General features: G+C 53.0%; 23 protein-coding genes. 2 read left to right on the top strand and 21 right to left on the bottom strand.

The window, feature by feature from the left end; translation table 11 throughout:
• Positions 1 to 4 precede the first annotated feature (4 nt).
• The 20 genes from QEH53_RS10220 to QEH53_RS10125 form a co-directional block, all read right to left on the bottom strand.
• Positions 5 to 769 (bottom strand): flagellar biosynthetic protein FliR, encoded by a 765-nt coding sequence (locus QEH53_RS10220; protein ID WP_309023085.1) that lies wholly within the window; start codon positions 767 to 769, stop codon positions 5 to 7.
• Positions 770 to 800: 31 nt separating this feature from the next.
• Positions 801 to 1,070 carry a flagellar biosynthesis protein FliQ gene (fliQ, locus tag QEH53_RS10215; protein WP_309023084.1) on the bottom strand — a complete coding sequence of 90 codons (270 nt, stop codon included), beginning with the start codon at positions 1,068 to 1,070 and terminating at the stop codon, positions 801 to 803.
• Entirely contained in the window at positions 1,067 to 1,843 is a 777-nt protein-coding gene (fliP, locus tag QEH53_RS10210) for a flagellar type III secretion system pore protein FliP (protein ID WP_309023083.1), read from the bottom strand. The genes fliQ and fliP overlap by 4 nt, the downstream gene beginning before the upstream one ends.
• Positions 1,840 to 2,328 (bottom strand): flagellar biosynthetic protein FliO, encoded by a 489-nt coding sequence (locus QEH53_RS10205; RefSeq protein ID WP_309023082.1) that lies wholly within the window; start codon positions 2,326 to 2,328, stop codon positions 1,840 to 1,842. The genes fliP and QEH53_RS10205 overlap by 4 nt, the downstream gene beginning before the upstream one ends.
• A gap of 370 nt (positions 2,329 to 2,698) precedes the next feature.
• Positions 2,699 to 2,947, bottom strand: coding sequence for a flagellar motor switch protein FliN (gene fliN / locus QEH53_RS10200; protein ID WP_309023081.1), 249 nt, complete (start codon positions 2,945 to 2,947; stop codon positions 2,699 to 2,701).
• Between the two features lie 2 nt (positions 2,948 to 2,949).
• Positions 2,950 to 3,972 carry a flagellar motor switch protein FliM gene (locus tag QEH53_RS10195; RefSeq protein WP_309023080.1) on the bottom strand — a complete coding sequence of 341 codons (1,023 nt, stop codon included), beginning with the start codon at positions 3,970 to 3,972 and terminating at the stop codon, positions 2,950 to 2,952.
• Between the two features lie 21 nt (positions 3,973 to 3,993).
• Positions 3,994 to 4,521, bottom strand: coding sequence for a flagellar basal body-associated FliL family protein (gene fliL, locus QEH53_RS10190; protein ID WP_309023079.1), 528 nt, complete (start codon positions 4,519 to 4,521; stop codon positions 3,994 to 3,996).
• Positions 4,522 to 4,577: 56 nt separating this feature from the next.
• Positions 4,578 to 6,101 carry a flagellar hook-basal body complex protein gene (locus tag QEH53_RS10185; protein WP_309023078.1) on the bottom strand — a complete coding sequence of 508 codons (1,524 nt, stop codon included), beginning with the start codon at positions 6,099 to 6,101 and terminating at the stop codon, positions 4,578 to 4,580.
• A gap of 79 nt (positions 6,102 to 6,180) precedes the next feature.
• A complete protein-coding gene (locus QEH53_RS10180) occupies positions 6,181 to 6,702 on the bottom strand; it encodes a flagellar hook capping FlgD N-terminal domain-containing protein (RefSeq protein WP_309023077.1) in 522 nt (173 codons plus the stop codon).
• A gap of 322 nt (positions 6,703 to 7,024) precedes the next feature.
• A complete protein-coding gene (locus tag QEH53_RS10175; RefSeq protein WP_309023076.1) occupies positions 7,025 to 9,397 on the bottom strand; it encodes a hypothetical protein in 2,373 nt (790 codons plus the stop codon).
• A gap of 2 nt (positions 9,398 to 9,399) precedes the next feature.
• Positions 9,400 to 10,014 carry a hypothetical protein gene (locus QEH53_RS10170; RefSeq protein ID WP_309023075.1) on the bottom strand — a complete coding sequence of 205 codons (615 nt, stop codon included), beginning with the start codon at positions 10,012 to 10,014 and terminating at the stop codon, positions 9,400 to 9,402.
• A gap of 11 nt (positions 10,015 to 10,025) precedes the next feature.
• Positions 10,026 to 10,466 carry a flagellar export protein FliJ gene (gene fliJ / locus QEH53_RS10165; protein WP_309023074.1) on the bottom strand — a complete coding sequence of 147 codons (441 nt, stop codon included), beginning with the start codon at positions 10,464 to 10,466 and terminating at the stop codon, positions 10,026 to 10,028.
• Positions 10,463 to 11,785, bottom strand: coding sequence for a FliI/YscN family ATPase (locus QEH53_RS10160; RefSeq protein ID WP_309023073.1), 1,323 nt, complete (start codon positions 11,783 to 11,785; stop codon positions 10,463 to 10,465). The genes fliJ and QEH53_RS10160 overlap by 4 nt, the downstream gene beginning before the upstream one ends.
• Positions 11,782 to 12,378: a FliH/SctL family protein gene (locus QEH53_RS10155; RefSeq protein ID WP_309023072.1), complete on the bottom strand. Its 597-nt coding sequence runs from the start codon at positions 12,376 to 12,378 to the stop codon at positions 11,782 to 11,784. The genes QEH53_RS10160 and QEH53_RS10155 overlap by 4 nt, the downstream gene beginning before the upstream one ends.
• A complete protein-coding gene (gene fliG / locus QEH53_RS10150; protein WP_309023071.1) occupies positions 12,356 to 13,363 on the bottom strand; it encodes a flagellar motor switch protein FliG in 1,008 nt (335 codons plus the stop codon). The genes QEH53_RS10155 and fliG overlap by 23 nt, the downstream gene beginning before the upstream one ends.
• Positions 13,364 to 13,368: 5 nt before the next feature.
• On the bottom strand, positions 13,369 to 14,946 hold the full coding sequence (gene fliF, locus QEH53_RS10145; RefSeq protein WP_309023070.1) for a flagellar basal-body MS-ring/collar protein FliF: 1,578 nt from the start codon (positions 14,944 to 14,946) through the stop codon (positions 13,369 to 13,371).
• Positions 14,947 to 14,978: 32 nt separating this feature from the next.
• Complete coding sequence (gene fliE / locus QEH53_RS10140) at positions 14,979 to 15,326, bottom strand: flagellar hook-basal body complex protein FliE (RefSeq protein WP_309023069.1); 348 nt, start codon at positions 15,324 to 15,326, stop codon at positions 14,979 to 14,981.
• A 52-nt stretch (positions 15,327 to 15,378) separates the two neighbouring features.
• Positions 15,379 to 15,807 (bottom strand): flagellar basal body rod protein FlgC, encoded by a 429-nt coding sequence (flgC, locus tag QEH53_RS10135; RefSeq protein WP_309023068.1) that lies wholly within the window; start codon positions 15,805 to 15,807, stop codon positions 15,379 to 15,381.
• Between the two features lie 30 nt (positions 15,808 to 15,837).
• Positions 15,838 to 16,218, bottom strand: coding sequence for a flagellar basal body rod protein FlgB (gene flgB, locus QEH53_RS10130; RefSeq protein ID WP_309023067.1), 381 nt, complete (start codon positions 16,216 to 16,218; stop codon positions 15,838 to 15,840).
• 125 nt (positions 16,219 to 16,343) lie between these two features.
• A complete protein-coding gene (locus tag QEH53_RS10125; protein WP_309023066.1) occupies positions 16,344 to 17,555 on the bottom strand; it encodes a sulfatase-like hydrolase/transferase in 1,212 nt (403 codons plus the stop codon).
• A 121-nt stretch (positions 17,556 to 17,676) separates the two neighbouring features.
• Here QEH53_RS10125 and QEH53_RS10120 point away from each other — a divergent pair, with 121 nt between their 5' ends.
• Together QEH53_RS10120 and QEH53_RS10115 are read left to right on the top strand one after the other, a co-directional pair.
• The gene (locus QEH53_RS10120; RefSeq protein WP_309023065.1) at positions 17,677 to 18,438 is read left to right on the top strand and encodes a hypothetical protein; all 762 of its coding nucleotides are present in this window, start codon (positions 17,677 to 17,679) and stop codon (positions 18,436 to 18,438) included.
• Complete coding sequence (locus QEH53_RS10115; RefSeq protein ID WP_309023064.1) at positions 18,438 to 19,082, top strand: class I SAM-dependent methyltransferase; 645 nt, start codon at positions 18,438 to 18,440, stop codon at positions 19,080 to 19,082. The genes QEH53_RS10120 and QEH53_RS10115 overlap by 1 nt, the downstream gene beginning before the upstream one ends.
• Here QEH53_RS10115 and QEH53_RS10110 read toward each other — a convergent pair.
• Entirely contained in the window at positions 19,054 to 20,535 is a 1,482-nt protein-coding gene (locus QEH53_RS10110) for a hypothetical protein (protein WP_309023063.1), read from the bottom strand. The genes QEH53_RS10115 and QEH53_RS10110 overlap by 29 nt on opposite strands.
• Between the last annotated feature and the right edge of the window lie 15 nt (positions 20,536 to 20,550).

Here is a 20,550-nt window from a genome sequence, read left to right as displayed (position 1 = left end):
CTGGTTACGCTTCTGGTCTGAACAAAATGAAGCGAAGCATCATTTCTGGGGTTCCGGATATGTAGTTGACCGCATAGTGCGCGATCAAACCTACTGTGAGGGCTAGCACCGTAGTGCCGAGGAAGATTCGAGCCGAGAAACTCAGGATAAAAACGTTCAGCTTTGGCACGACCTTTCCAAGTACGGCAAACACGAGATTAACCAAGAAGTTCACTGCGATGATAGGTGCTCCCATCAAAATCCCGATCTTGAAAATATCTGCGGTCTTCAATATCACGTAGTCCGCAGCGTAGGAGTTGAGCTCGAAAAAGCCCAAAGGAGCAATCTCGAAGCTCCGCATGAATGCGATCAAGATATCGTACTCGCTTCCCGAAAGCAGAATAGCCAAGCCGAGAAAGTAGATAATGGTGCCCAAAGGATTGCCTTGGCTAGCGGATCCTGGATCGAACGCTTGGCCCGGTTGCAGTCCGATCTCCACGGTGATGACGTGGGACGCGAAATCGAGCACGAAGAAGATCATGCGTATTCCGATGCCCATCATTGCCCCAACAACAAGCTCTTTGGCAAACCACAGCGTTAGACTCCAGACCTCCGTCGGCATCACGATATTCACATCGACCATCGGTAAAGCCATGATCGCAAACGCGGACGCAAGCGTGATTTTGGCTACGACAGGTATCGACCGATGAGAGAAGACGGGCGCCGCCAAGAAGAGCCCGAGCACGCGCGTCAGGATCAACAGGAACAGAGCTATATCGTCTATCGTCATTATTCAGTGAATACGTTTTCGAGGTGAAGTTCTAAAATGCAACCTCAGGGATCTTCTGGTAGATTTCGATGGTAAATCCCATCAGGGTCCTGAGCAGCCAAGACGAACCGATGATCAAAACGCCACCAACCGCGAAGAGCTTCGGGGCAAAGGATAGAGTCTGCTCCTGGATACTGGTGACCGACTGGATCAAGCTGATGACCAAGCCCACGACGATGGTCGTTATGAGGATCGGGCTGACCAACATGAGAGCGTTAGTCACTGCCTGACGGAACAGTTCAATAGCGGTTTCGAGATTCATATGTTAAAGCTTTGTACCAAAGATTTAATTACAAGTGCCCAACCGTCGACTAGGACGAAAAGGAGGAGCTTGAATGGAAGAGAAATTACAACAGGCGGCATCATCATCATACCCATCGCCATCAGCGTGGTGCCCACCAAAAAATCGACCATGATGAAAGGAAGGAAGATCAGGAAACCCATCTTGAACGCGGTGCGAATCTCGCTCATCACAAAGGCGGGTACGACCACACGCATGGGCAGTTCCGAGGCTGGCGTCGGACCGTAATTCGCCAAATCCAAGAAAAACTCGATGTCAGTCACCTGGGTCTGGTCCAACATGAAATCACGCAATGGACCCGACCCCGCTTCGAACGCTTCCATCGTGGTAATCTCTTTCGCCATCAATGGCTGCAGGGCATTGTCGTTCACGTTGTTGAGGACCGGCTGCATGATGAAGAAGGTGATGATCAAAGAAAGGCCCACGATGATTTGGTTCGAAGGAGCCTGGTGAACGCCTATCGCGGTGCGTACGAATCCGAGAACGATAATGATACGCGTAAAGCTCGTCATCAACACGACCATGGACGGACCCAAGGTGAGCAAGGTCATGAGAAGCAGTACCTGAATAGCTGCACCCACGTCCTGGGTTCCACCATCGCCACCCATATTCACGCTCAGCTGGACTCCCGTACCACCCGCCAAGCCCGTATCCTGAGCATCCTGGGCGGACGCAACGCTCGCGAAAGCGAAAGCGACCAAAAGTATCCAGAATATGGATGAACGAATCTTCACGCCTGCCCTCCGAGCTGAGCGTCATCTTCGGGGACTTCCATTTCAGGGAAGTCTCCAGCGCTATTTTGCAAAGTCGTAAGGTAGTCGATCTTGCCGGGACCCACGCCTATAAGGATCTTTTGGCTACCATACTCCACGACGGAGAGAAACTGACGATTACCCAACATCCGAGTCTCCGCGATTTTGAGCTTTCCCTCGGATTTGGAGAATTTCTTGCGGATAATGCCACTTCGGAAGAGAAACCATACGACCACCGCTAAGGCCCCTATGATGACAGCGTAGCCCAGAAGCGTTATCAAGGCGCCGGAGGACGCTGAGTCTCCAGAAAAGAGCCCCTGCATGGCCGAGGAAGACGGTTCAATGCCGTCCTCTCCCGCAACGCGAGGCCCGCCAATGACTTCGTCTCTATCGACGGCAAGGGCAAATTGGCAAAAGCTTAAAGCCGCTGTGGTGGTAAGCGCGGCAAAGGTGGTGCGAAACGACATAGGAAATAGGTGGTTGGTGCGTTACTGACTAAGCAACGCAGGTGCCAACCAACCCAAAACGAACATAAGCCTCTAAAAACCAATGAGATAAAAACCGAAAAAAGATTTAAGTTATCACTCAAGTTGTCGTCTAGGCACATTTTTCCTAGCCCTGCGAGGGACCTCTACGTGGACTCCCTCGGCTGTTTTTTGCCACCCTTCCCAGCCCTACGAATCGCACTCTCGCAGGCACAGCGGCAGCTCTGCAGCGACAGTTCCTCCCGCTCCCAGAGAACGGGGCACAAAGAAGCCGCGCCCTTCTTCACAAGGGCACGGCTTCTTAAACATATCTGTTATCAATCAAATCCTATTCCGCCTTAGCGGGGCTATCCTAGCCATTGGTCATTTCTGTAATCTTGATCCCAAAATTGTCTTCCACGACCACGACCTCACCGTAGGCGATCAATTTGTCGTTAACGTAGAGCCCAACTGGATCCTTGGCCTCCTGGTTGAGTTGGATAACCGATCCTGGCACAAGCTCCATGACCTCTCGCATTGGCATGCGGCACGATCCGAGCTGGACCGTGAGCTTTACGCGCACGTCCATCAATAAGCCCAAGTCCTTCGTTTCTTCTAACATGTTCATAATTCGGGCGATTCCTCTTCTACTTTTCTATTAAGTTTCACGCCGACTCGATTGTTCTCTAAGCCGATCTCTCCGGTAAATTTTATTGAATTCGAAAGTCTAACCCGCGTGTTCTTCAGCACGCTCTTTGGGAAACGGATCACATCGCCCGGCCGTAGGGCGAGCACTTCCTTGGCGGTGAGGCTGTCGCCGTCCCACTCCGCCTGTACAGGTATGTCGATCTGGTTAAAGCTCGACTGCCAGGCGCTTTCCGACTGAGCCGAGTCCAGCCCCAAGTCCTTTTCCTTGGCCTCGTGCATGCGCTTGATAATAGGCTCAAGCGTATAATACGGCAACCCAATCTGGATTGTCTCGGAGCAGTCACCTACTCCCGCTTCCATCGACAATACGAGCATGATAGCATCCGCCGGAGAGGTCTCCAGGAAGCGACCATTGCTTTCGTGACCGATAATAGTGGTATCGAGCTCCTGCTCGGCCTTCCACTGACGGCACCACTCTTCGAGAACGATACTGACGACGTCGTCTACGAGGTTAGTTTCGATCTCGGTGAGGTAGCGTTCGCCCTGAACCGAGTGTCCCTTACCCCCCAGCATCCGGTCCACCATGGTGAGCGCGAGTCGCGGGTTGATATCGATGACCCCCACCCCAAAGAGCTGCTCGATCTTGAAGAGCACCACATGAGCGGGATTGGGAATCGTCTCGGTGAACTTGCTGTAGGTCAGCGTCGAAAGACGCGACATCTTGAGCGAGTACTCAAGACGTAGGAAAATCGAGAGTCGAGCTGCCAGATAGCGGATAAACTCTTCATGGCGGATACGGACGCGGCGCAGCTCGACTTCCGTAAGGAAGATTGGGTTGCGGAAGTCATAGGGCTCGATGCGTGTCCCTTTCGGGGTCTTAACCTTGTTGCCTTCGGGATCGTATATGATCTCCTCTGGCTCCTCCATCGCCTCTTGGATAAGAGCGTCGATGTCAGTTTGGTTTAGCAGCTCGCCTTCTGTCTGATCGTCGTTAGCCATGTTTCTCAATGAGCGGTTCCCCTACTGGGTTACGAACGAGTCGAAATAGATTTCTTCCACAAGCGGCTTGCCGATGTGGTGATTGAAGCCCTCGCGGAGCTGATTGCGTACGATATTCTTGATCTCGCGCTTTTCCAGGTCAGCCAATGTAAGGCTCCCCAAGACACTATCCGCGTGGTCGCGAAGACGCACCTTTTTTGCTTCGATCAACGAAACGAAATCCGGGTGACGTCCGTAAACAGTGAATACAGCCTGCACGAAACGAGTCTGGCTGGTGCCCAACACGTTGGCCACGACTGGCTCGAAAGCGTATGAAATCTGCTCGGTAGAGTCTTCGTAATTGATTTCCAGATCCTCCGCAGTGATCGGAGCGGGCTCCCCTTGGGCGGGAAGTTCTGCCTTAATCATTGGGATGATCATGAACTTAAACATCGCGAAGGAGATAACCGGCATGAGCACGATAACGAGGAGGGCGGGAATCATCCCGCTACCTCCTCCACCTTTCGCGGACTGTTTAGGAGCTTCTGAAGCTGCTTGTTCTTCTGCCATTCTATTCAGCCTTTGAGGTTATTACTACTATTTAGGTTAGGTTACCTAGTTGTTGGTTATCGCTTCAGGTTTACGACTTCCTGAAGAATGTCATCGGATACCGTGATGATACGGGATCCCGCTTGGAACCCACGCTGGGTGGTGATCATGTTGGCGAATTCATTGGTGAGGTCCACGTTGGACAGCTCAAGGGCGCCTTGCTTTACGATGCCAAGGCCATTGGTACCCGCAACCTGAAGTCCTCCGGATGTAGCATCATATGGATTCTCTCTTAGGCCCGCTGCTCCAAATGCTGAGTAAAGGTTTTGCCCCTCTCGAATCAGAGCAGTTTTATCATTAAAGTCTACGAGCTGTATTTGCCCACGGCTAAAACTATCCCCGTTATTGAGGAAGTATACGATACCTCCTTCATCATCGACAGAGAAACGACTCAACTCTGGTGTCTCTTCTCGAGTGACTGACGATACCAATGCTGCCGCTTCCTGAGGAGACTTGGGAAAGGTCGCCATGACCGAATCTATCGTCGCATCCGAATCGACGTTCTCCCACGTCAATTCGCCGCTTCCAAACAAGTCGCGAACCGCATTTCCGTCGATAGTCACAGCAGCCTCTCCGTCAAGAGCGACTCCATACATAGAATGAAAAAAGTCACTACTAACAGCTTGTTCGATTTCAGCGTCAGTCACGACTCCTGACAGCGAGCCCTGATCGCTCACGTTTCTCAGCGTTTTCAAATTCGAAACAGCTTCTTCCATAAAAGCATGCCAACCAGTCACTCCCACAATCTCCGTAGGGCTCTCTAAATCGTTATATATAAGTCCACCAACACGGTGTGGATTATCCGCATCGGCTCCATATATCGTACTATCAACATCAATTACACCTGTGTTTCCATCAACAACAATACTACCCCAACCAGTAGCGCCATTTGCAGTTTCTCCAATCAGATGATTGGTGTACATAACAGTGTTACGCTTTTGCCCACCACTGATAAACTCCGCATCATAAACTTCAGCGTCCCCTACATTATAATCAAGTTGAATATCGCCGTATTCGTATGGAGCAATCGTCCCTGTCTGCGTATCTTCATTGACGACAAACTTCATTTTTCCATCCGCATCAACTTCCACATCGAAGCCGACGGAACCGCCTGTCTTGCCTTGCACACGCATGCCACCGCTCGTCACCAAAAATCCTTGGTCGTCGATTCTGAAGTCACCCCCTCTAGTGGCGAACTGGCTATTCGTTTTAGGATCCTCTACCAAAAAGAATCCTTCACCCTGGATAGCCAAGTCCGTCAACTGGCTGGTTGACGATACTCCGCCTTGCGTAAACTGACCAACGATGCCTTCTACCTGTACGCCAAGACCGACCTGGGACGCTTGCACGTTTGAACGGTCTCCGCTCGATGGCGATGGGGCAGATTGCTTGAGTACTTGGTTAAATGTCTCCGAATACTTGATACGGGAAGACTTGAAAGAGACGGTGTTAACATTCGCGATGTTGTTACCGATGACCTCCATTCCTTTCGAGAAACTATTGAGGGCGCTGATTCCGCTGCTGAGTGCTCCAAATGCCATGATATTTAGTGAGTTTTAAATTGTTACTTGTTGGAAATTGTAGGGATTGAAATCCGTGATGCTGCTTTCTAAGGCTCGCTTAGCCTTCGACTGCCTCATCGCTTCGAGTGGTGTCAGTCGCTGTCGCTGTTGCCTGTCTCGATGAGGTGACTGGAGCGGTTTCGCCGCTTCCCGGGGAGACTCGGAAGATATTCTCGACGCTGCGTCCGTTGGTATTGCTGCCGTCCAAGAAGACGATGGTATCACCATTCTGACGCTCGACCGAAGTCACCATCCCCTCCTCGCCGCTTGAGAGGCTAACCGTTTTGCCAATGTAGCCATGGGCCGACGCGAACTGCTGCACTTGGCTCATCTTGTCGAAGCTCTTGGTCATCTCCGAGGTCATCTCGAGTTGGCTAAAACTGGCCATCTGGGCGATGAAGGCAGTATCCTCCATTGGCTCTAGAGGGTCTTGCGAAGCGAGCTGGGTGGTGAGCAATTTAAAGAATTCGTCTTGGCCTAAGGCCTTCTGCTCGACGCGGTCCTGTCCTGAGCCGCCCGAAGAGGTTGTTGATACTCCCTCGAGGTTCTGGGTTGTACTGCCTACTGCATCTACTGGCATTGCGTTTCTGGTCGGTATGGAGGTTCTTGTTGTTCGCGTACGTTCTTGACTGACCTCTTCTAAGCAACGGCAATGCCAACTCTTAAACAGTCAACATAAGACACTCTGCAACAGGGATTTAAAATATTATATTTATTCCTGATGAGTGCATTAAAACCTTACGGCAAGAACTGCCCATCCCTGTGGAAAAGCGTGCCTCTAAAGCGGGATCGAGAGCTGCCGCAGAGCCATCCGGAAACGAAGAAACGGGGACCCCTGATGGGATCCCCGTTCCAGTCTCGAACAGTGTACGCGTGTTCGAAAAGTTTAATGCGTGAAGCGACTAAGCGTAAGTTTTGAGCTCTTTGTCAGTTACGACCTCTTCACGTCGTTCGACTACAGATTCACGGGTTTCAGCTTGGTCTGAACCGCCACTAGAGAATCCGCGAGTACGGGTTCCCTGGCGGCCACGTCCTTCACCCATTCTCCCGTCTGACTGTCGATCTTGCTTGGAGGCAAATTCGCTAAGATTCTCGAATGAGGAATCTTTACCCGACTCGGAGTTCTGGAATTGAGGCGTCACAAGCTTTACACCCTTCTGGTTCCAATCATTGGCCAACTCTCCCCAGTTCGCTTTGATCGCTCCCTCGAGTCCAACCACATCAGTCTGCATCGAAGTAGCAACCTTTCCGCCTTCCATGGAGATGCTGAGCTTCAAACTGCCGCCTCCTTCGAAGTTAAGCTTAAGATTCATAGCGCCACTTTTATCAGTGACGAGGCGATCGATGCTTTTGGTCAATGCCGCTACGACCTCCTTAACCTCAGCAGCCGTCTTGCTTACGTAGGACGTTTGGCGAGCCTTGCCGGCCGCTTCGGAACGACGATTTTCAGCCGCCTCTACCTTGGCATCGAAAGATTGACCTCCATCGAGAGGCTTCTCGCTGCCTTTAGAAGTAGACGCTTGCTTCATGGTCGCTGCGAAATCCTGCTTCGCCGCTGGATCGCCATCGGAATTCTGAGATTGACCCTGTTGAGCTCCTCGAGCGGTCACTCCATTAGCCATGGTCTGAGCACCGGTCGCCACACCATTCACACCCGTCGCGGAGTTAGATTGCATCGCAGTTCCGGCAACTTTCCCTTGTGGCGCTGACGTTGAGACCCGACTTGCAGCAGCTACCGCGGATTCGCGGGCAAACTGATTTGCGGTGGTTTTAGCAGAGCCGGTCGCTTGCCCCATTTTGGCATCGAAGCCGACGCCCTCTTGACCTGAAGAACGAGCGTTCGCAGCTGCTTCGCTAGAAGCCTTAGCATTGGCCGCACGCTGTTGGTTAGCATTGGCAGATAAATCGCGCTTGGTCGTATCAGCAGCTGCAAGATCTTTACTCTCGCTCGAAACGCTCTCAACCAATCGCGCCGTTCCTATCTCACCATGAGTCGGTTTCGCCGCCGTGTCCGCCGGACCTTGATTCGATTGAGCCGATTGTTGAGCTACCGGAGCTTGAGATTGAGTTGGCTGAGAAGCGGGCTTGCTAGCCGCTCCCTTAGCAAGAACTTCGGAAACAGCCTCTTTTGCTTTGGCTACGTCGAAACCGAGGGTCTCCTTCGTCGCGGTCGCGTCCTTAACCAATCCCGCATTCTCGTTCGCTGAGGCTGCATCCGCAGTAGCCTGGGTCACGGCCTGAGTTTTGGGAGTGGTAATCTCAGGTTTCGCGGAAACTTCGCTGACAGGAGTCTGCGTTTTCACTGCTTCAGTATTGGCAACCTGCGATGGCTTACCCGACTGGGCAGGATTTGCCGGTACCTCCGAGACTTTTTGACTGGAAGGGACATTTGCCACTGAGGCCTGAGCTTGAGCTGGCAATTGATCCTTGCCGGAACTTTGCGTATTCGCGTTTCCAGTACCAGTCTTCGAGTTAGCTGAGGCTTGTGCAGCTGCGTCCTGAGTCGATTGACCGCTACTGAGAGGGGCCTGCGGAGCCACTTGGGACGGCGTGGCAGACGCGACGGCACCTGCCTGACGCGCCATCGGCGTGGTTGATTCTGGGTTAAAGACGTTTGTTGCCACTTGAGCTTGAGCTTGCGAAACAGACGCTTGCGCTACAACTGCAGCGGCAGCCCCTGGCGGTTGAGACACCAAACCTTTCTGAGCAGGCCTGGCGGGGACGAGATCGCCACGCCTATTTTTAGATTCAGCCTCGTCTTCGGAACCGTCTTCCGCTACCACCCTTGGCTTCTGCGTCGATTCTTCAGCTACTAGTCTCGACTTTTCAACAGGTTGCTCTTTCTGGGTAAATTCTACTTCCGACCTCGCCTTCGGAGCCTCAAACTCATTCATCCTAGGTTCCGGCGCCGCTCTCGAAGTAGCCACCGAACCAAAAGTATTTCCACCGAAGGCCGCACCACCAAAGCTGCCGAAACGTCGCCCTACAAAAGCAGGTCTCGCCTCAAAGCCTTGGTCACTATTGGAGCTTCGCGTATCTGTAGAATCACTACGGTCTTCCTTCTCACCCTTTTCTTCAAGGTTTGCAGATTCGTACTGTTCCGAACCAAAAAGCTTTTGGGCACCGTTGATGGCTTTTTCCCAAAGGCTGTTGAGGGGGCGATCCTTGCCTCCGGTAGAGCTTCCTTGCATGGACGTCCATGACCCAAAATTGGTAGACGTCGATTCGATTTCACGTACCGCTGGTTTGGATACGTTGGTTGGCTCTATTGGCATAATTATCTTTGTGCTAAGTTGTCCTTCGTGTTGTCCGTAAAGAGACGGAGCATATCGGAGATCTTGGCGGCTCGGCGAACTTGCTCCGCGATACCACCATTCGCAGTCGCCATCTCTTGGAGAACAGCACCCACGGTGTCGGATTTCATAAAAAACAGGATTTTGACGACCGTCGCATCGTCCAGGTCCGTAAAGATATTGACGGTCGCGTCCGGCGTAAGCGTGGCGTACACTTTCGCAAGGCGCTTCAGGTTCTCAACCTCGTCCGCCTCTAGCTTTACTACCCCTTCGAGCAAGTGCTCGCGCATCTGCTCAACCTCGTCTTTGATTTCTTCAATCTCGGCGCGATCTGCTCCTAGACGAGCTTCATAAGCATTAAGCTCCTCCTCGCGAGCATCCAACATGAGGATACGCTTATGCAGCTCGCGTTCGAGCTGCGATATGTATTCGGAGGCAAAGCCCCACTCGAAAGGTTTTGGCTCCTCGCTCTTTATCACCAACGCAGTCGTTTGCGGGTCGGGGAAGAGTTCAGTCCAATACATTTTCAAGGCGACAAACTGCGTCCCGACCATGAGTACGAGGGCAATGAGCGCGATGACCAGTGGTTTAGATAGCATTTGCATGACGATTAGATGGTTCTCCTCCGTGCATTAAAAATGTCTTCGATTTCGATCGCTTCCTGCTTTTGAACTTCAGCTGTGTATTCCTTGAAACGTTTCTCCTTCAAGTTCGTCACGACCTTGCGGCTCCGGGAGGCATCCTGCAGTGCCTTCATTGCTTTGGTTCTGCGTTCCTGAGCTTTCTGCATTAACTTGCGGGCCTCGTCGGCCTGACGTTGCAGCTCTGCGACTTGGCCAGCGAGGCCAATCCTATCCGTCGGAGCAAAACGGCGCCCGCTCTCGCCGTTCCAAGATGCGAAAGTCCCGGTGACAGAAGCTTCCAATTTGGCGATATGTTGGTTGATGCGTTCTACTTGGGCATTGACTTCCGACAACGCCATACGGGCGTTTTGCTCGTCGCGTTCCCGCAATACAAGCAGCGGATCTAAGTTGAAATTAAATTTCTTCATCGGATCAGAGCGGAGAGTTTCTGGTAGCTTTCATTCCGAGGCACGCTCTCGGTGTACCCTTGCTTCAAGTAATTCATCACTCGCTCGTTGGCGATAATCGCAGCGTCGATTTTCTGGTTCGCTCCACGCACGTACGCACCGAGATTGACGATGTCCTCATTCTTTCGATACAAAGCGAGGTAGTCGCGGGCGAGTCCCGCAGTAGCGAGCTCCTCTTCGTTGGAAATATCGTTCCTCAGTCGGCTAATGCTCTCCAAAACGTCAATGGCTGGAAAATGGTTAGCAGTGGCTAGCTGACGCGAAAGCACGATGTGACCGTCGAGAATACCGCGTACCGCATCCGCGATCGGTTCGTTTAGGTCGTCCCCTTCCACCAGGACGGTGTAGAACGCGGTGATTGACCCCTTGTCAGAATTGCCCGTGCGCTCGAGCAATCTCGGGAGCGTGGAAAAAACAGATGGCGTATAACCGCGACTCGCCGGCGGTTCGCCCACAGCCAAACCAACCTCGCGCTGGGCCATGGCAAAACGTGTTACAGAATCCATCAAAAAGAGAACCTTCTTGCCGGAATCTCTGAAATTCTCGGCGATGCAAGTAGCCATATTGGCCGCACGCAAGCGCATGGGTGCAGACTGGTCAGAAGTCGCGACTACAACCACGGTGCGGGCCATGCCTTCCGGGCCTAGATCTTTCTCAATAAACTCACGTAGTTCACGACCACGTTCACCTACTAGAGCGATTACATTGACGTCAGCTTTAGAACCTCGAGCAAGCATGCCGAGCAAGGTCGACTTACCCACACCGGATCCTGCGAAGACTCCCATGCGCTGCCCCTCTCCAACCGGAGAAAATAGATCGATAGCTTTCACCCCAGTGTTGAACGGCTCGGTGATCCGGCGTCGCAAGAGAGGGTTAGGCACCTTACCCGTTTCCGAGCTTGGCGTTTGAAAGTGCATGCTGCCCAAACCATCAATGGGACGGCCCATGCCATCAACCACTCGGCCGAGCACTTCATTACCAGCAGGGATCTTGTTGAAGCCGGAGCTCAATTTGACGTCACATCCGGGATGCACGCCAGCCACGTCGCCCAAGGGCATCAGTAAGATCCGTTGTTCGCGGAAGCCTACGACCTCTGCGTATACCTTGACGGTCGTTCCCGGGGAAGTGATTTCGCAAACGTCCCCCAGACTCGCCTGCGGTCCTTCTGACTCGACGATCAAGCCAGTTACCTGGGCCACCTTTCCGAGGTGGCTGAGCGTATCCAAAGCGCCAACACGAGCTCCAATGTCTGAAGCCCAATCTGGAAGCATGCGGTTCATGAAGGACGCAAGCTCTCCCCTAGCTTATGAAGCTTGTTCGACAGCGTACCGTCGATCTTGCCAAAGCGGCTTGAGAGAACGCAATCTCCCCTGCGAAGCATATCGTCCGCAACAAATTCTAGTCCTGGATGCTTAGCTCGGAGATCGGTATCGAGCTCGTCGAGCATAGCGATATCCGCAGAGTGTAAGCGAACTTCCATGCGTTCGTCTTCCAAGCCCGCTTCCTTGACCACGGCTTCCACGACGGACTCGATGGCTTCCGCTGTCATTTCGAAACCGCCAAGGGTTTGCTTCACGCATTCGTAAGTGAGCGTCATGAGAGCTTCACGCGCCTCGCTCACAATCGTGGTAAACTTGTTCTCGAGTTGCGAGAAAGTGCCTTCACGCAAGGAGTTGATCTCAGAACGGAAATCGATGATCTGCTGATTATACTGGGAACTAGCGTCTTCGTATCCAGACTTGTATGACGCGTCCACTTCTTGCTTATGCAAGAGGCTATCGACGCGAGGCATACCGTCGTAGGCAACTGCCAACGAAACGAGGTTATCCTCGAGCACGAGGCGATGTTTCTTAGACTGTTTGGCCGCCACCATCTAGTGAAATCTCCTCTTGTTCTTCTAGTCGACGTACCACTTGGATAACGCGTTCCTGAGCTGCTTCGACCTCTGTCAACTTGACTGGTCCCATCATCTCGAGCTCTTCCTTCAGAGTTTCCGCAGCACGTTTCGATACCGCGTCCATGACTGCATCGCGAAGCGATTCGGTAGCGGACTTGAGCGCAATAATGAGATCGCCAGAATCGACTTCGCGCATGATGCGCTGCAAGTCGGGGAGCTCCAAACGAGATAGATCGTCGAAGCTGAACATCTTCTTGCGAATCTCCGCTCCGAGAGCGGGGTTGCGCTCTTCGATGTTGGTGAGGATAGATTTGCTGTCTTCCTTCTCCAGTGTGTTGAGCAAATCCGCAACCATGCGGATGCCGCCACTCTTGTTGAGTGTGGTCTTTTGCTTCGTATCCAAATTCTTAGAGAGAGCGTTCGCGACCTTGTTGATAAGCTCTAGCGAAGTCGGCTCCATGATGCCGAGACGCTCGATCACTTCCTCACGGACCTCGTGGTTAAACATGCCAAGGATAGGTCCAGCCTTGTCGCGTTCGAGATATGAGAGCACGAATGCGATCGTCTGAGCCTGCTCAGTCTTGATCATGTTGAAAATCTGACGCGGCTCCATCTGCTCGATTTCCTTAATGACTTCGGCAGAGTTACTGGTCGGAGCGATACGCTCCAAAATGCTAGTAGCCTTGAAGTCGCCCTTGGCAATTTCAAGGGCGCGGCGCGTGTAAAGGGGTCCACCGAGCAAGGAACCATAGCTCGAAAGAATGAAGCTCGAAAACTCTTCTACCGCGGCCTTCTGCAAGTCCGTCTCGATAGCGGATATGTTCGTCATCTCCTTACAGATGATCTCGATCGATTCGTCGTCGAATTCCTTTAGGACGTGAGCTGCGGCTTCAGGACCGATTACCACCAAGAAAGTGGCAAGGCGTTGTACGCGAGAAAGGCTTTTGTAATCAGCAGGCATGATAACTACTTCTTCTTGACTTCCTCACCTATCCATTCGCGGAGCGAGACCCCGATGTTGGCGGGCTTTTGGCGAATGAGTTCGTTCAGCATTTCTGGCGTCACCACGCTGGTGTCCTCCATCTTGCGAGTTTCCAGCATCTGGTCAGGCTGGAGCACTTCGATCGAAATTTTCTCTGGTTTGTAGCGCTTGAGCATTTGCATGAAGAAGAGGATCACGCCGATTCCGAGGATCGCGCCGACTCCGTTCTTACCCATTTCGAAGTAACGCTGGAAGTTCGCTTCTTCCTCGAGAAGCTCGCCGTGGTTTTCGAACGGATCAGCTGCGAAAGCCATTTCTTTAACCGTTACAAAGTCGGTGGCTTGCTGACCAGGTTCCAACTGGATGCCGAGGGCTGTGAGAACGATATCGGTCAATTCTTCCATTTCCTCAGGCGTGCGCTCTACCAAGTCCATCGTACCACCCACGTCCTTCATCCGCTTCGCTACCACGAGGGAAGCGGACAGGCGTTTGATCGATCCGGGGTTCTGCACGCTGCTTACTACCCGCTCATTGATCTCGAAGTTTTCGGTGCGGGTCTTGTTCTTGTCCTCGCGCTCCTTGATCGTGGAAAAGGTACCGGCTGCGGCACCGTTGCCCGGGTTATTAGCAGTGATTCCTGCTGCGGAGTTAGAACCGTCACCCGAAGTTTCGCGCTCGATTTGCGAGTCTTCGTCCGACTGGGTGGAGCGAGCTACCTGGCTTTCCGGATCGTAAATTTTTTCTGTGGTTTGAACCGATGCGGTATCGATATCTACCGCGACTCGTACCTCCGACTGGTTTGGACCGAGAACGCGATCGAGCATGGACTGTACCTTGGTCGTGAAGTAACTCTCCATTGACTTGCGGTACTTCATGACGTCGCTGCTCATGCCACCGCCGAGTCCATCGCTGCGTAGTTCTTCGCTCAATACAGTACCCATACTGTCAACGACAACTACGTCGTTCACGTTGAGGCGTTGGATAGCGTTGGCTACCAAGTGGCGAATGGAGTTAACAGTGCTAGCGGTAAGTCCTCCCCCGTCGACAAATACAGATGCGGTCGGGCGATCCTGGCCTTCGCTACGCGAAAGCAATCGGTTTTCCGGCATGACCACCATCACGCGAGCGGACTCGATGCCGTCGAACTGGGAGATGGTACGGGAGAGTTCACCCTGCACCGCACGGAGGAAGTTGGTGCGCTGTACAAAGTCGCTGATACCGAAGCTACCTTCGTCGAAGAGCTCGAAACCTGGACCGCTGCCGCCAGCAGGAATTCCTTCGGTCGCGAGCTCCATGCGGAGACGGTGGACCTGCTTCGATTCCACGTAAATTGAGTTTCCGCCGGCACCCGTTTCGAACTTGATACCCTTTTGCTCGAGCTTCGCCACGATCTTGCCCGCTTCCTCCGGAGAGAGCTTCCCGTAGAGCAACTGCATGTCAGGCTGAGCTGCCCAGATCATCATGCCGATCATGGCTAAGACGACGAGGCCCGAGGCGAGGATAAGCGAGATACGCTGGTTTGCTCCCAACGACTGCCAAATTTCCTTAAATTGTTTTCCCATAGTAGCTAGTCTCAATTGTATTTGCAGCTTAACTACACTGGCATTTTCATCAGCTCCTGGTAGGACTGAACGAGCTTGTTACGAACTTCGACCATCATGTTGAAGGCGACTCCTGCCTCCTGGCTAGCGATCATGGCTTGGTGGACGTTGTCCGCTTCTCCTAGCAGTACCTTGTTCGACTCTGCGGCAGCGACCTTATGCTTAGCATCTACTTCGCCGATGAACTTGCCGACGATCCCTTCGAAGGATTTGGCATCAGAGGTTCTGTTGAGAGATTCGGTGGGATTAGGAAACTCGACGCTTTGCAGCTTTTTGGCGTGCTCTAGCTGGTTGGTCTTGAAGAGCTGCTGCGCTGCTAAATTGGATACGGAGTCAATCATGAGAAGTGTGGCGCTATCGGTGTAGGAAATTCAGGGTCAAGAGGTGGCTTTATTACTTGCCTATCTTGAGGGCTTGTTGGGCCATTTGCTTGGAAGTGCGGACCACCTGGAGATTCGCTTCGTAGGAACGTGAAGCGGAGATGAGGTCGACCATCTCATGGGTGAGGCTGACGTTGGGCAGACGAACCATGCCTTTGTCGTCCGCGTCCGGGTGACCGGGGTTGAACACGAGAGAACCTGGAGTATCGTCAGTCTGGATGCTACGGACGTTTACGCCTTGGGCCGTCTGCATCTGCCCGTTTTGATCGCGTCCCAGCTCCAGGAGCTTCGCTTCGAACTGGACCATCTGGCGCTGGTATGGCTTCCCGTCTGGACCGCTTGTCGTATGAGCATTGGCGATGTTCTGCCCAATGATGTCCATGCGAAGCTTCTCTGCCTGCAGAGCAGAAGAAGTTGAGTCGATTCCTGGCATTAAGTTCATAGCGCGTATCTATCTATTAGAGGTGATCGTTTAGATTCGGCCGGAGATGGCGGTCGTCAGACGGTTGAGAGAGTTCGAGGTATAGTTCGCTAGGAATTCGTACTGGATGGCGTTCTTCTGCATCGCTAGCAGCTCCTGGTCGATCTGCACGTTGTTGCCGTCTGCACGTTGATTAGGAGAGTTCAGATCCTGCACCGTGCGGAACTGAAGGTTGCGGATCCCCTGCACGTCATTGGAAGCGGCGGCCCGTTTGAGCTGGGCATCAAAGCTGGTCTCAATGTCGATGCGCTTATAGCCAGGTGTTTCCACGTTCGCCAAGTTCGAGGCGATCGCGTTCTGCTTTGCGTGGGATACATCCAACAGCTTCTTGGCCAGGACGTAATTTTCGCGCTGCATCAGATCATCTATCATGCCTCGCACTAAGCAAAGCCTATGCCTGTAACTCTACAGAACCTCTTTAACCTTTCCTGTTCAGCTACTTAAAAAATTAAAAAAGATCTAAAGCTAGGCTCATTTACGCCGAGGGAAGAATTTGCCTACGGCTCAAAATCCCACTTCTCATCGTGATCGATGGTGAAACTTTCACCCAATTCGGGGAACACCTCCGTGCGTCCCACGACTCGATTTGCGGTCCAAACATAAGGACATTGTTTGGCGAAAGGAGGTACGCTAGGCATCGATATTTCCTGCTGGGTCGGCCCGGGATCGGACCCCCGCAAACAATCCGAAAGGTCTAATCCGTCCCTGCCGAGCTCGCTTTCGACGCATGCCAAGCCAAGCAAAGTCGGCCCCAAATCCGTCAGACTCATCAAGAGATCGGTATTCTCTCCTTGCTCGCCTGCGCCCGAGACGAGCATCGGCACCCGGACCGCCTCCTCATCCGGCCAACCTTTCCTGAATTTTCCGTCGACTCCGTGCATATCACCGTGGACCGAGCTAAATGCAAAAATGCCACCGTTTTCGCCCAAGGCCTCGATCAAAGAACCAATCGCTCGATCCGTCGCTTCAATGTGGGCGTAGTATCCCGAGAGCTCGCGACGGGCGAGTGCTCGATCTTCCTCGCTCTTAGACGTACCTCTATGAAGCCGCACCAGTCCCGGACTCATCGCCGCAAGACCCGATGCATCAGCGGCATACGGTGGATGAGGGGCATCAAAGCTTAGCACTGCGAAAAGCGGGCGTTCAGCCACTCGATTTTCTCGAAAACGCAAAAACCGCTGCACGAGAACATCGCTTTGATACCCCTCGAAGTGCGTCGGCTTCGGCAGCTCACTTCCATGAAGCAAAGGATCGTTTAACAAAAATCCCGACTCGAAGCCTTCCCAATGCCCGAAACCGCCTCGGCGCTCCTCGGGCACTACTACTCGAGCATGCGCCTCGCCAACAACAGGGGCGTTCGGGTCGCGCTCGAAAAGCTGCCATTTACCGAAAAATGCTGTGTCATAACCACCCTCGCTGAAGGCGTGCGCTACCGTTCGGGCATCAGCGGGCAAGGTATCGTAGTAGTCCTTCAAGCCGTTAGTCGGGGAACGTGTTCCTGTCAAAAACGCTGCCCTCGCGAAAACGCCAAAGGGGTGCGGCGTCACAGCCTGCTTAATCCATATCGAGCGATCCGCCAAACGATCCAGATTGGGAGTTCGCGCATTCGGGTCTCCCGCAAACCCGAAAGCGGACGCTCGCCATTGGGTGGTCAAGACCACCACAACATCGGGGCTCTTCGATCTCGAATCCATCTGGTCAGCCGACATGGCCCCATTTCTGATAGCCCATCGAATTTTTCCAAACGCAAAAGACAGACTTCTCAATTTCCCGCACCACAGGAAACTCCCTCGCCTGCGACCCTCAATTCACTTTCATAGGCCCAAATCGATGCTCGCACGACTTAAATGGCTCACTTTCCTATCGCTCGACGCACCGCTGGTCGCGGTGACATGGCAAGTCCTCTTCGCAAAGGAACAAGGCATCCGCCTGGCCTGGTACCATTCGGCAATCGTTTTCCTGTCAGTGTGGCTTGGATACGCCGCCGACCGTTGGTGCGACAACCTTAAAGGGCACCAGCCCCTCAGCCAGCAACACGCGTTTTACGCGAAACACAGCAGTCGCATTCTAGCGGTTTGGATATCAGTCCTCGTTTTGGCGAGTTCATTGGCCTTCTTGAAGCTCAACAGACCGCAGCTCATTCACGGATTCGTCCTCATGGGCATTGCCCTCGCCTACTCGGTTTTCGCCCAAAAAGGGAGACAACTCCCTTTCTACGCTCTTGCTAAGTCCTCTTTGACCGCCCTGCTGGTTCTCGCCAGCTCCCTGCTCTTTCTACCGTTCACAGCTAGTTCCTACCTAACAGCCATCTACGTCTGGATGCTCTTCACTAGCAACTGCCTCTATATCCGATCTTGGACTCACAGCGGCGAACAGAAAGCCGCACGGCGGGCAGGCATCCTCGCTATTCTCGTGGGACTGACAACCGTACTGGCTTTCTGGGCACGTGATTCCCAAGTCGCTGCTGCCACCTTCCTAGCTCAAAGCGGGATAGTGGCCCTGCACCTTTTCCAACATCGATTCGAGATCCCCACCCTTCGTATATCAGCCGACCTCTGCCTGCTTAGCCCTTTGCTTTTTGTTGCGTTCTAATGTCTAGCTTCGATCAACTCGCTGAGCTTTACGAGCCGCTCGAACGTCTCACTTTCGCTAGTCGCTTGCAGGATATTCGACGCTTCTGTCTTCCTTTTGCGAGGGCCCGACAACGCGGGCTTCTCATAGGCGACGGAGATGGTCGTTTCTCAGCGGAGCTTCTGGCGAGCAATCCTGACATTCTTATCGACAGTATCGACCTCAGCCCTCGCATGCAGGAATTTGCCAGACGACGAGCGGGCGATAACTCCGAGCGGCTCGAGTCGTACGTTGCGGAGGCTTTAGAATTCTCGTACCCAACGAACGCCTACGACTTCATTGGACTGCACTTCGTGCTCGACTGCTTCGATCAGGATTCGATCTGTAGACTGCTGCCGCAGCTTGAGGCTAGCCTAAAAGATGGAGGCCTGATTGCTTACAGCGACTTCCAAGCAAACAAAGCTTGGCAACGCTTCTTGGTAAAGTGCCTCTACTTTTGCTTCCGTGTGGGAGCAGGCCTTAAGACGCAAAGTCTACCGACAGTCAATTGGAGCGCTAACATTCAAATAGTTGCTGCAAAAGAGACCCTCGGGGGACTCGTTTTCAGCCAAGTACTAGAGAAAAAACAGCCGGCTACTATTGCAGCGGGTTCGGAAAACCGTTGAGGCGATTATTCAGCAAACGAAGCGTCGTTTGCAGTTCTCCCGTGTCGAGTCGTACGCTCAGATCGAGGGTCGATGCAGGGACGAAATTATTTACGAGAGCACAGTAGCGCCGATTCACCATCACCCCGAGGAGTTCTCCTGTCTTAGACAAAACCAAGTCTCCTGTTGACGGCGAAAACTCGCCGAAAATCGAACTGAATATTCTGTTCTGCATCTTAACAAAGCCCGGCGTATCCGCATCGAGCTTGAACTCGACCTCGCCGTAGTAGTCCCCTTGTCGGTTCACCAAAACAGCTTCGGCGAACTTGAAGGGTTCAATCGCGGTGAGGTACGGCTTGCCTCCCAGAAGCTCGGCCTCTTCCGGCGTCAACGGGATCACTGTAATGCGAGGATCGAGCATGAGAAATTGCATCGTGTCGGACGCAACTGTTTCGCCTCTTCGGCTTAAGTTCAGCTTCATCTGACGAACAGTGTCAGGCACAGTCTTCAAACCAAACGGCAGGCTATCCATGTGGGCTATCGCGTACACATTCGTCCCATCGCTAACGAGCACCGTAGATGTCGTTTCCTCCGTATTCACGAAGCGATTACGCATAAGCTCGATCGCGGAAAAATTCGCCCGTATCTGATTGTTCTTAAAATCGCTGAAGAGCTGATTCGCGTTGATTTCAAAATTCGAGCGTAGCTCTTGCCTCAGGTCCTGCGAACTAGCGGCGAGATCGCTCACCCCTTGTGCGAGTACGGTGGATTGTTCTTGTAGGCGTAGGCGCTCCTCACGTTCGGCAACGACTTCTCCCTTCAATGAACTGACTGAATTTTTCAGAAAAGAATTTTCCTGATCCTTCATCTTAAACTGAACATCGAGCTCCTGCATCTGGCGCTGTGTAGCGGCGAGAGCTTTGTCTCTCTCTTCTAACGCTGCTTCCTTGGCTTCGATATCAGCGAGCTTCTTTTCCAACTCTTGCTGTAGGAGACGCGACTGGGCTTGGTTCTCCAAGGCTTCCTTTTGCGTTTCTGCTAGCTTCTGGCTAACGCTGGTGTAGTCGGTGCGCACTGCCGTGACTTGATTCTCCAGCTCTTCCGCTTCGCGAGCGAGCGCCTCTCTCTCGGCCGCAAGCTCCCGTTCGCGTTGCTCAGCTTCAGTAAGAGTATTCTCCAGATTTTGGATACGCTGTTGACGCTGCGAAAGCTCTTCCTCCCGCTTGGCGATCTCAGCCGCCTTGGCTTCCAGGTCCTCCGTCAGCTCATTGCGCTCGGCCTGCTCTTCCTCCAATGAGAACTTCAAGGTGTCGAGAAGGTCCTGCTCCATCATGGCCATAGTGGATACGTTAACGCTATCTGACTCGGAGCTCGGAGCCTCTGACGGCGGCGGAGGTTCTTCCTCCGTCTTCCACATGGAGATAATGGTGAGCAACAAGAAGTCGCAGAGAATGAGTAGTAAGGTCTTGTTCATCGCGTTCGCCGTGTG

Source organism: Pelagicoccus sp. SDUM812002, assembly GCF_031127835.1.
GTDB lineage: Bacteria > Verrucomicrobiota > Verrucomicrobiia > Opitutales > Opitutaceae > Pelagicoccus.
Note: the sequence above shows the minus strand (reverse complement) of the source record. Positions and strands in the feature narration are given on the sequence as shown.

Bases quoted from the DNA above. Each gene is read 5' to 3' on its own strand.
- fliF (WP_309023070.1), bottom strand. From the start codon at position 14,946: ATGGGAAAACAATTTAAGGAAATTTGGCAGTCGTTGGGAGCAAACCAG.
- QEH53_RS10170 (WP_309023075.1), bottom strand. From the start codon at position 10,014: ATGCTATCTAAACCACTGGTCATCGCGCTCATTGCCCTCGTACTCATG.
- QEH53_RS10185 (WP_309023078.1), bottom strand. From the start codon at position 6,101: ATGGCATTTGGAGCACTCAGCAGCGGAATCAGCGCCCTCAATAGTTTC.
- fliG (WP_309023071.1), bottom strand. From the start codon at position 13,363: ATGCCTGCTGATTACAAAAGCCTTTCTCGCGTACAACGCCTTGCCACT.
- fliJ (WP_309023074.1), bottom strand. From the start codon at position 10,466: ATGAAGAAATTTAATTTCAACTTAGATCCGCTGCTTGTATTGCGGGAA.
- fliL (WP_309023079.1), bottom strand. From the start codon at position 4,521: ATGGCAGAAGAACAAGCAGCTTCAGAAGCTCCTAAACAGTCCGCGAAA.
- QEH53_RS10175 (WP_309023076.1), bottom strand. From the start codon at position 9,397: ATGCCAATAGAGCCAACCAACGTATCCAAACCAGCGGTACGTGAAATC.
- QEH53_RS10180 (WP_309023077.1), bottom strand. From the start codon at position 6,702: ATGCCAGTAGATGCAGTAGGCAGTACAACCCAGAACCTCGAGGGAGTA.
- QEH53_RS10155 (WP_309023072.1), bottom strand. From the start codon at position 12,378: ATGGTGGCGGCCAAACAGTCTAAGAAACATCGCCTCGTGCTCGAGGAT.
- QEH53_RS10220 (WP_309023085.1), bottom strand. From the start codon at position 769: ATGACGATAGACGATATAGCTCTGTTCCTGTTGATCCTGACGCGCGTG.
- QEH53_RS10160 (WP_309023073.1), bottom strand. From the start codon at position 11,785: ATGAACCGCATGCTTCCAGATTGGGCTTCAGACATTGGAGCTCGTGTT.
- fliQ (WP_309023084.1), bottom strand. From the start codon at position 1,070: ATGAATCTCGAAACCGCTATTGAACTGTTCCGTCAGGCAGTGACTAAC.
- QEH53_RS10125 (WP_309023066.1), bottom strand. From the start codon at position 17,555: ATGTCGGCTGACCAGATGGATTCGAGATCGAAGAGCCCCGATGTTGTG.
- QEH53_RS10110 (WP_309023063.1), bottom strand. From the start codon at position 20,535: ATGAACAAGACCTTACTACTCATTCTCTGCGACTTCTTGTTGCTCACC.
- fliE (WP_309023069.1), bottom strand. From the start codon at position 15,326: ATGATTGACTCCGTATCCAATTTAGCAGCGCAGCAGCTCTTCAAGACC.
- QEH53_RS10205 (WP_309023082.1), bottom strand. From the start codon at position 2,328: ATGTCGTTTCGCACCACCTTTGCCGCGCTTACCACCACAGCGGCTTTA.
- fliN (WP_309023081.1), bottom strand. From the start codon at position 2,947: ATGTTAGAAGAAACGAAGGACTTGGGCTTATTGATGGACGTGCGCGTA.
- flgB (WP_309023067.1), bottom strand. From the start codon at position 16,218: ATGATAGATGATCTGATGCAGCGCGAAAATTACGTCCTGGCCAAGAAG.
- QEH53_RS10115 (WP_309023064.1), top strand. From the start codon at position 18,438: ATGTCTAGCTTCGATCAACTCGCTGAGCTTTACGAGCCGCTCGAACGT.
- QEH53_RS10120 (WP_309023065.1), top strand. From the start codon at position 17,677: ATGCTCGCACGACTTAAATGGCTCACTTTCCTATCGCTCGACGCACCG.
- flgC (WP_309023068.1), bottom strand. From the start codon at position 15,807: ATGAACTTAATGCCAGGAATCGACTCAACTTCTTCTGCTCTGCAGGCA.
- QEH53_RS10195 (WP_309023080.1), bottom strand. From the start codon at position 3,972: ATGGCTAACGACGATCAGACAGAAGGCGAGCTGCTAAACCAAACTGAC.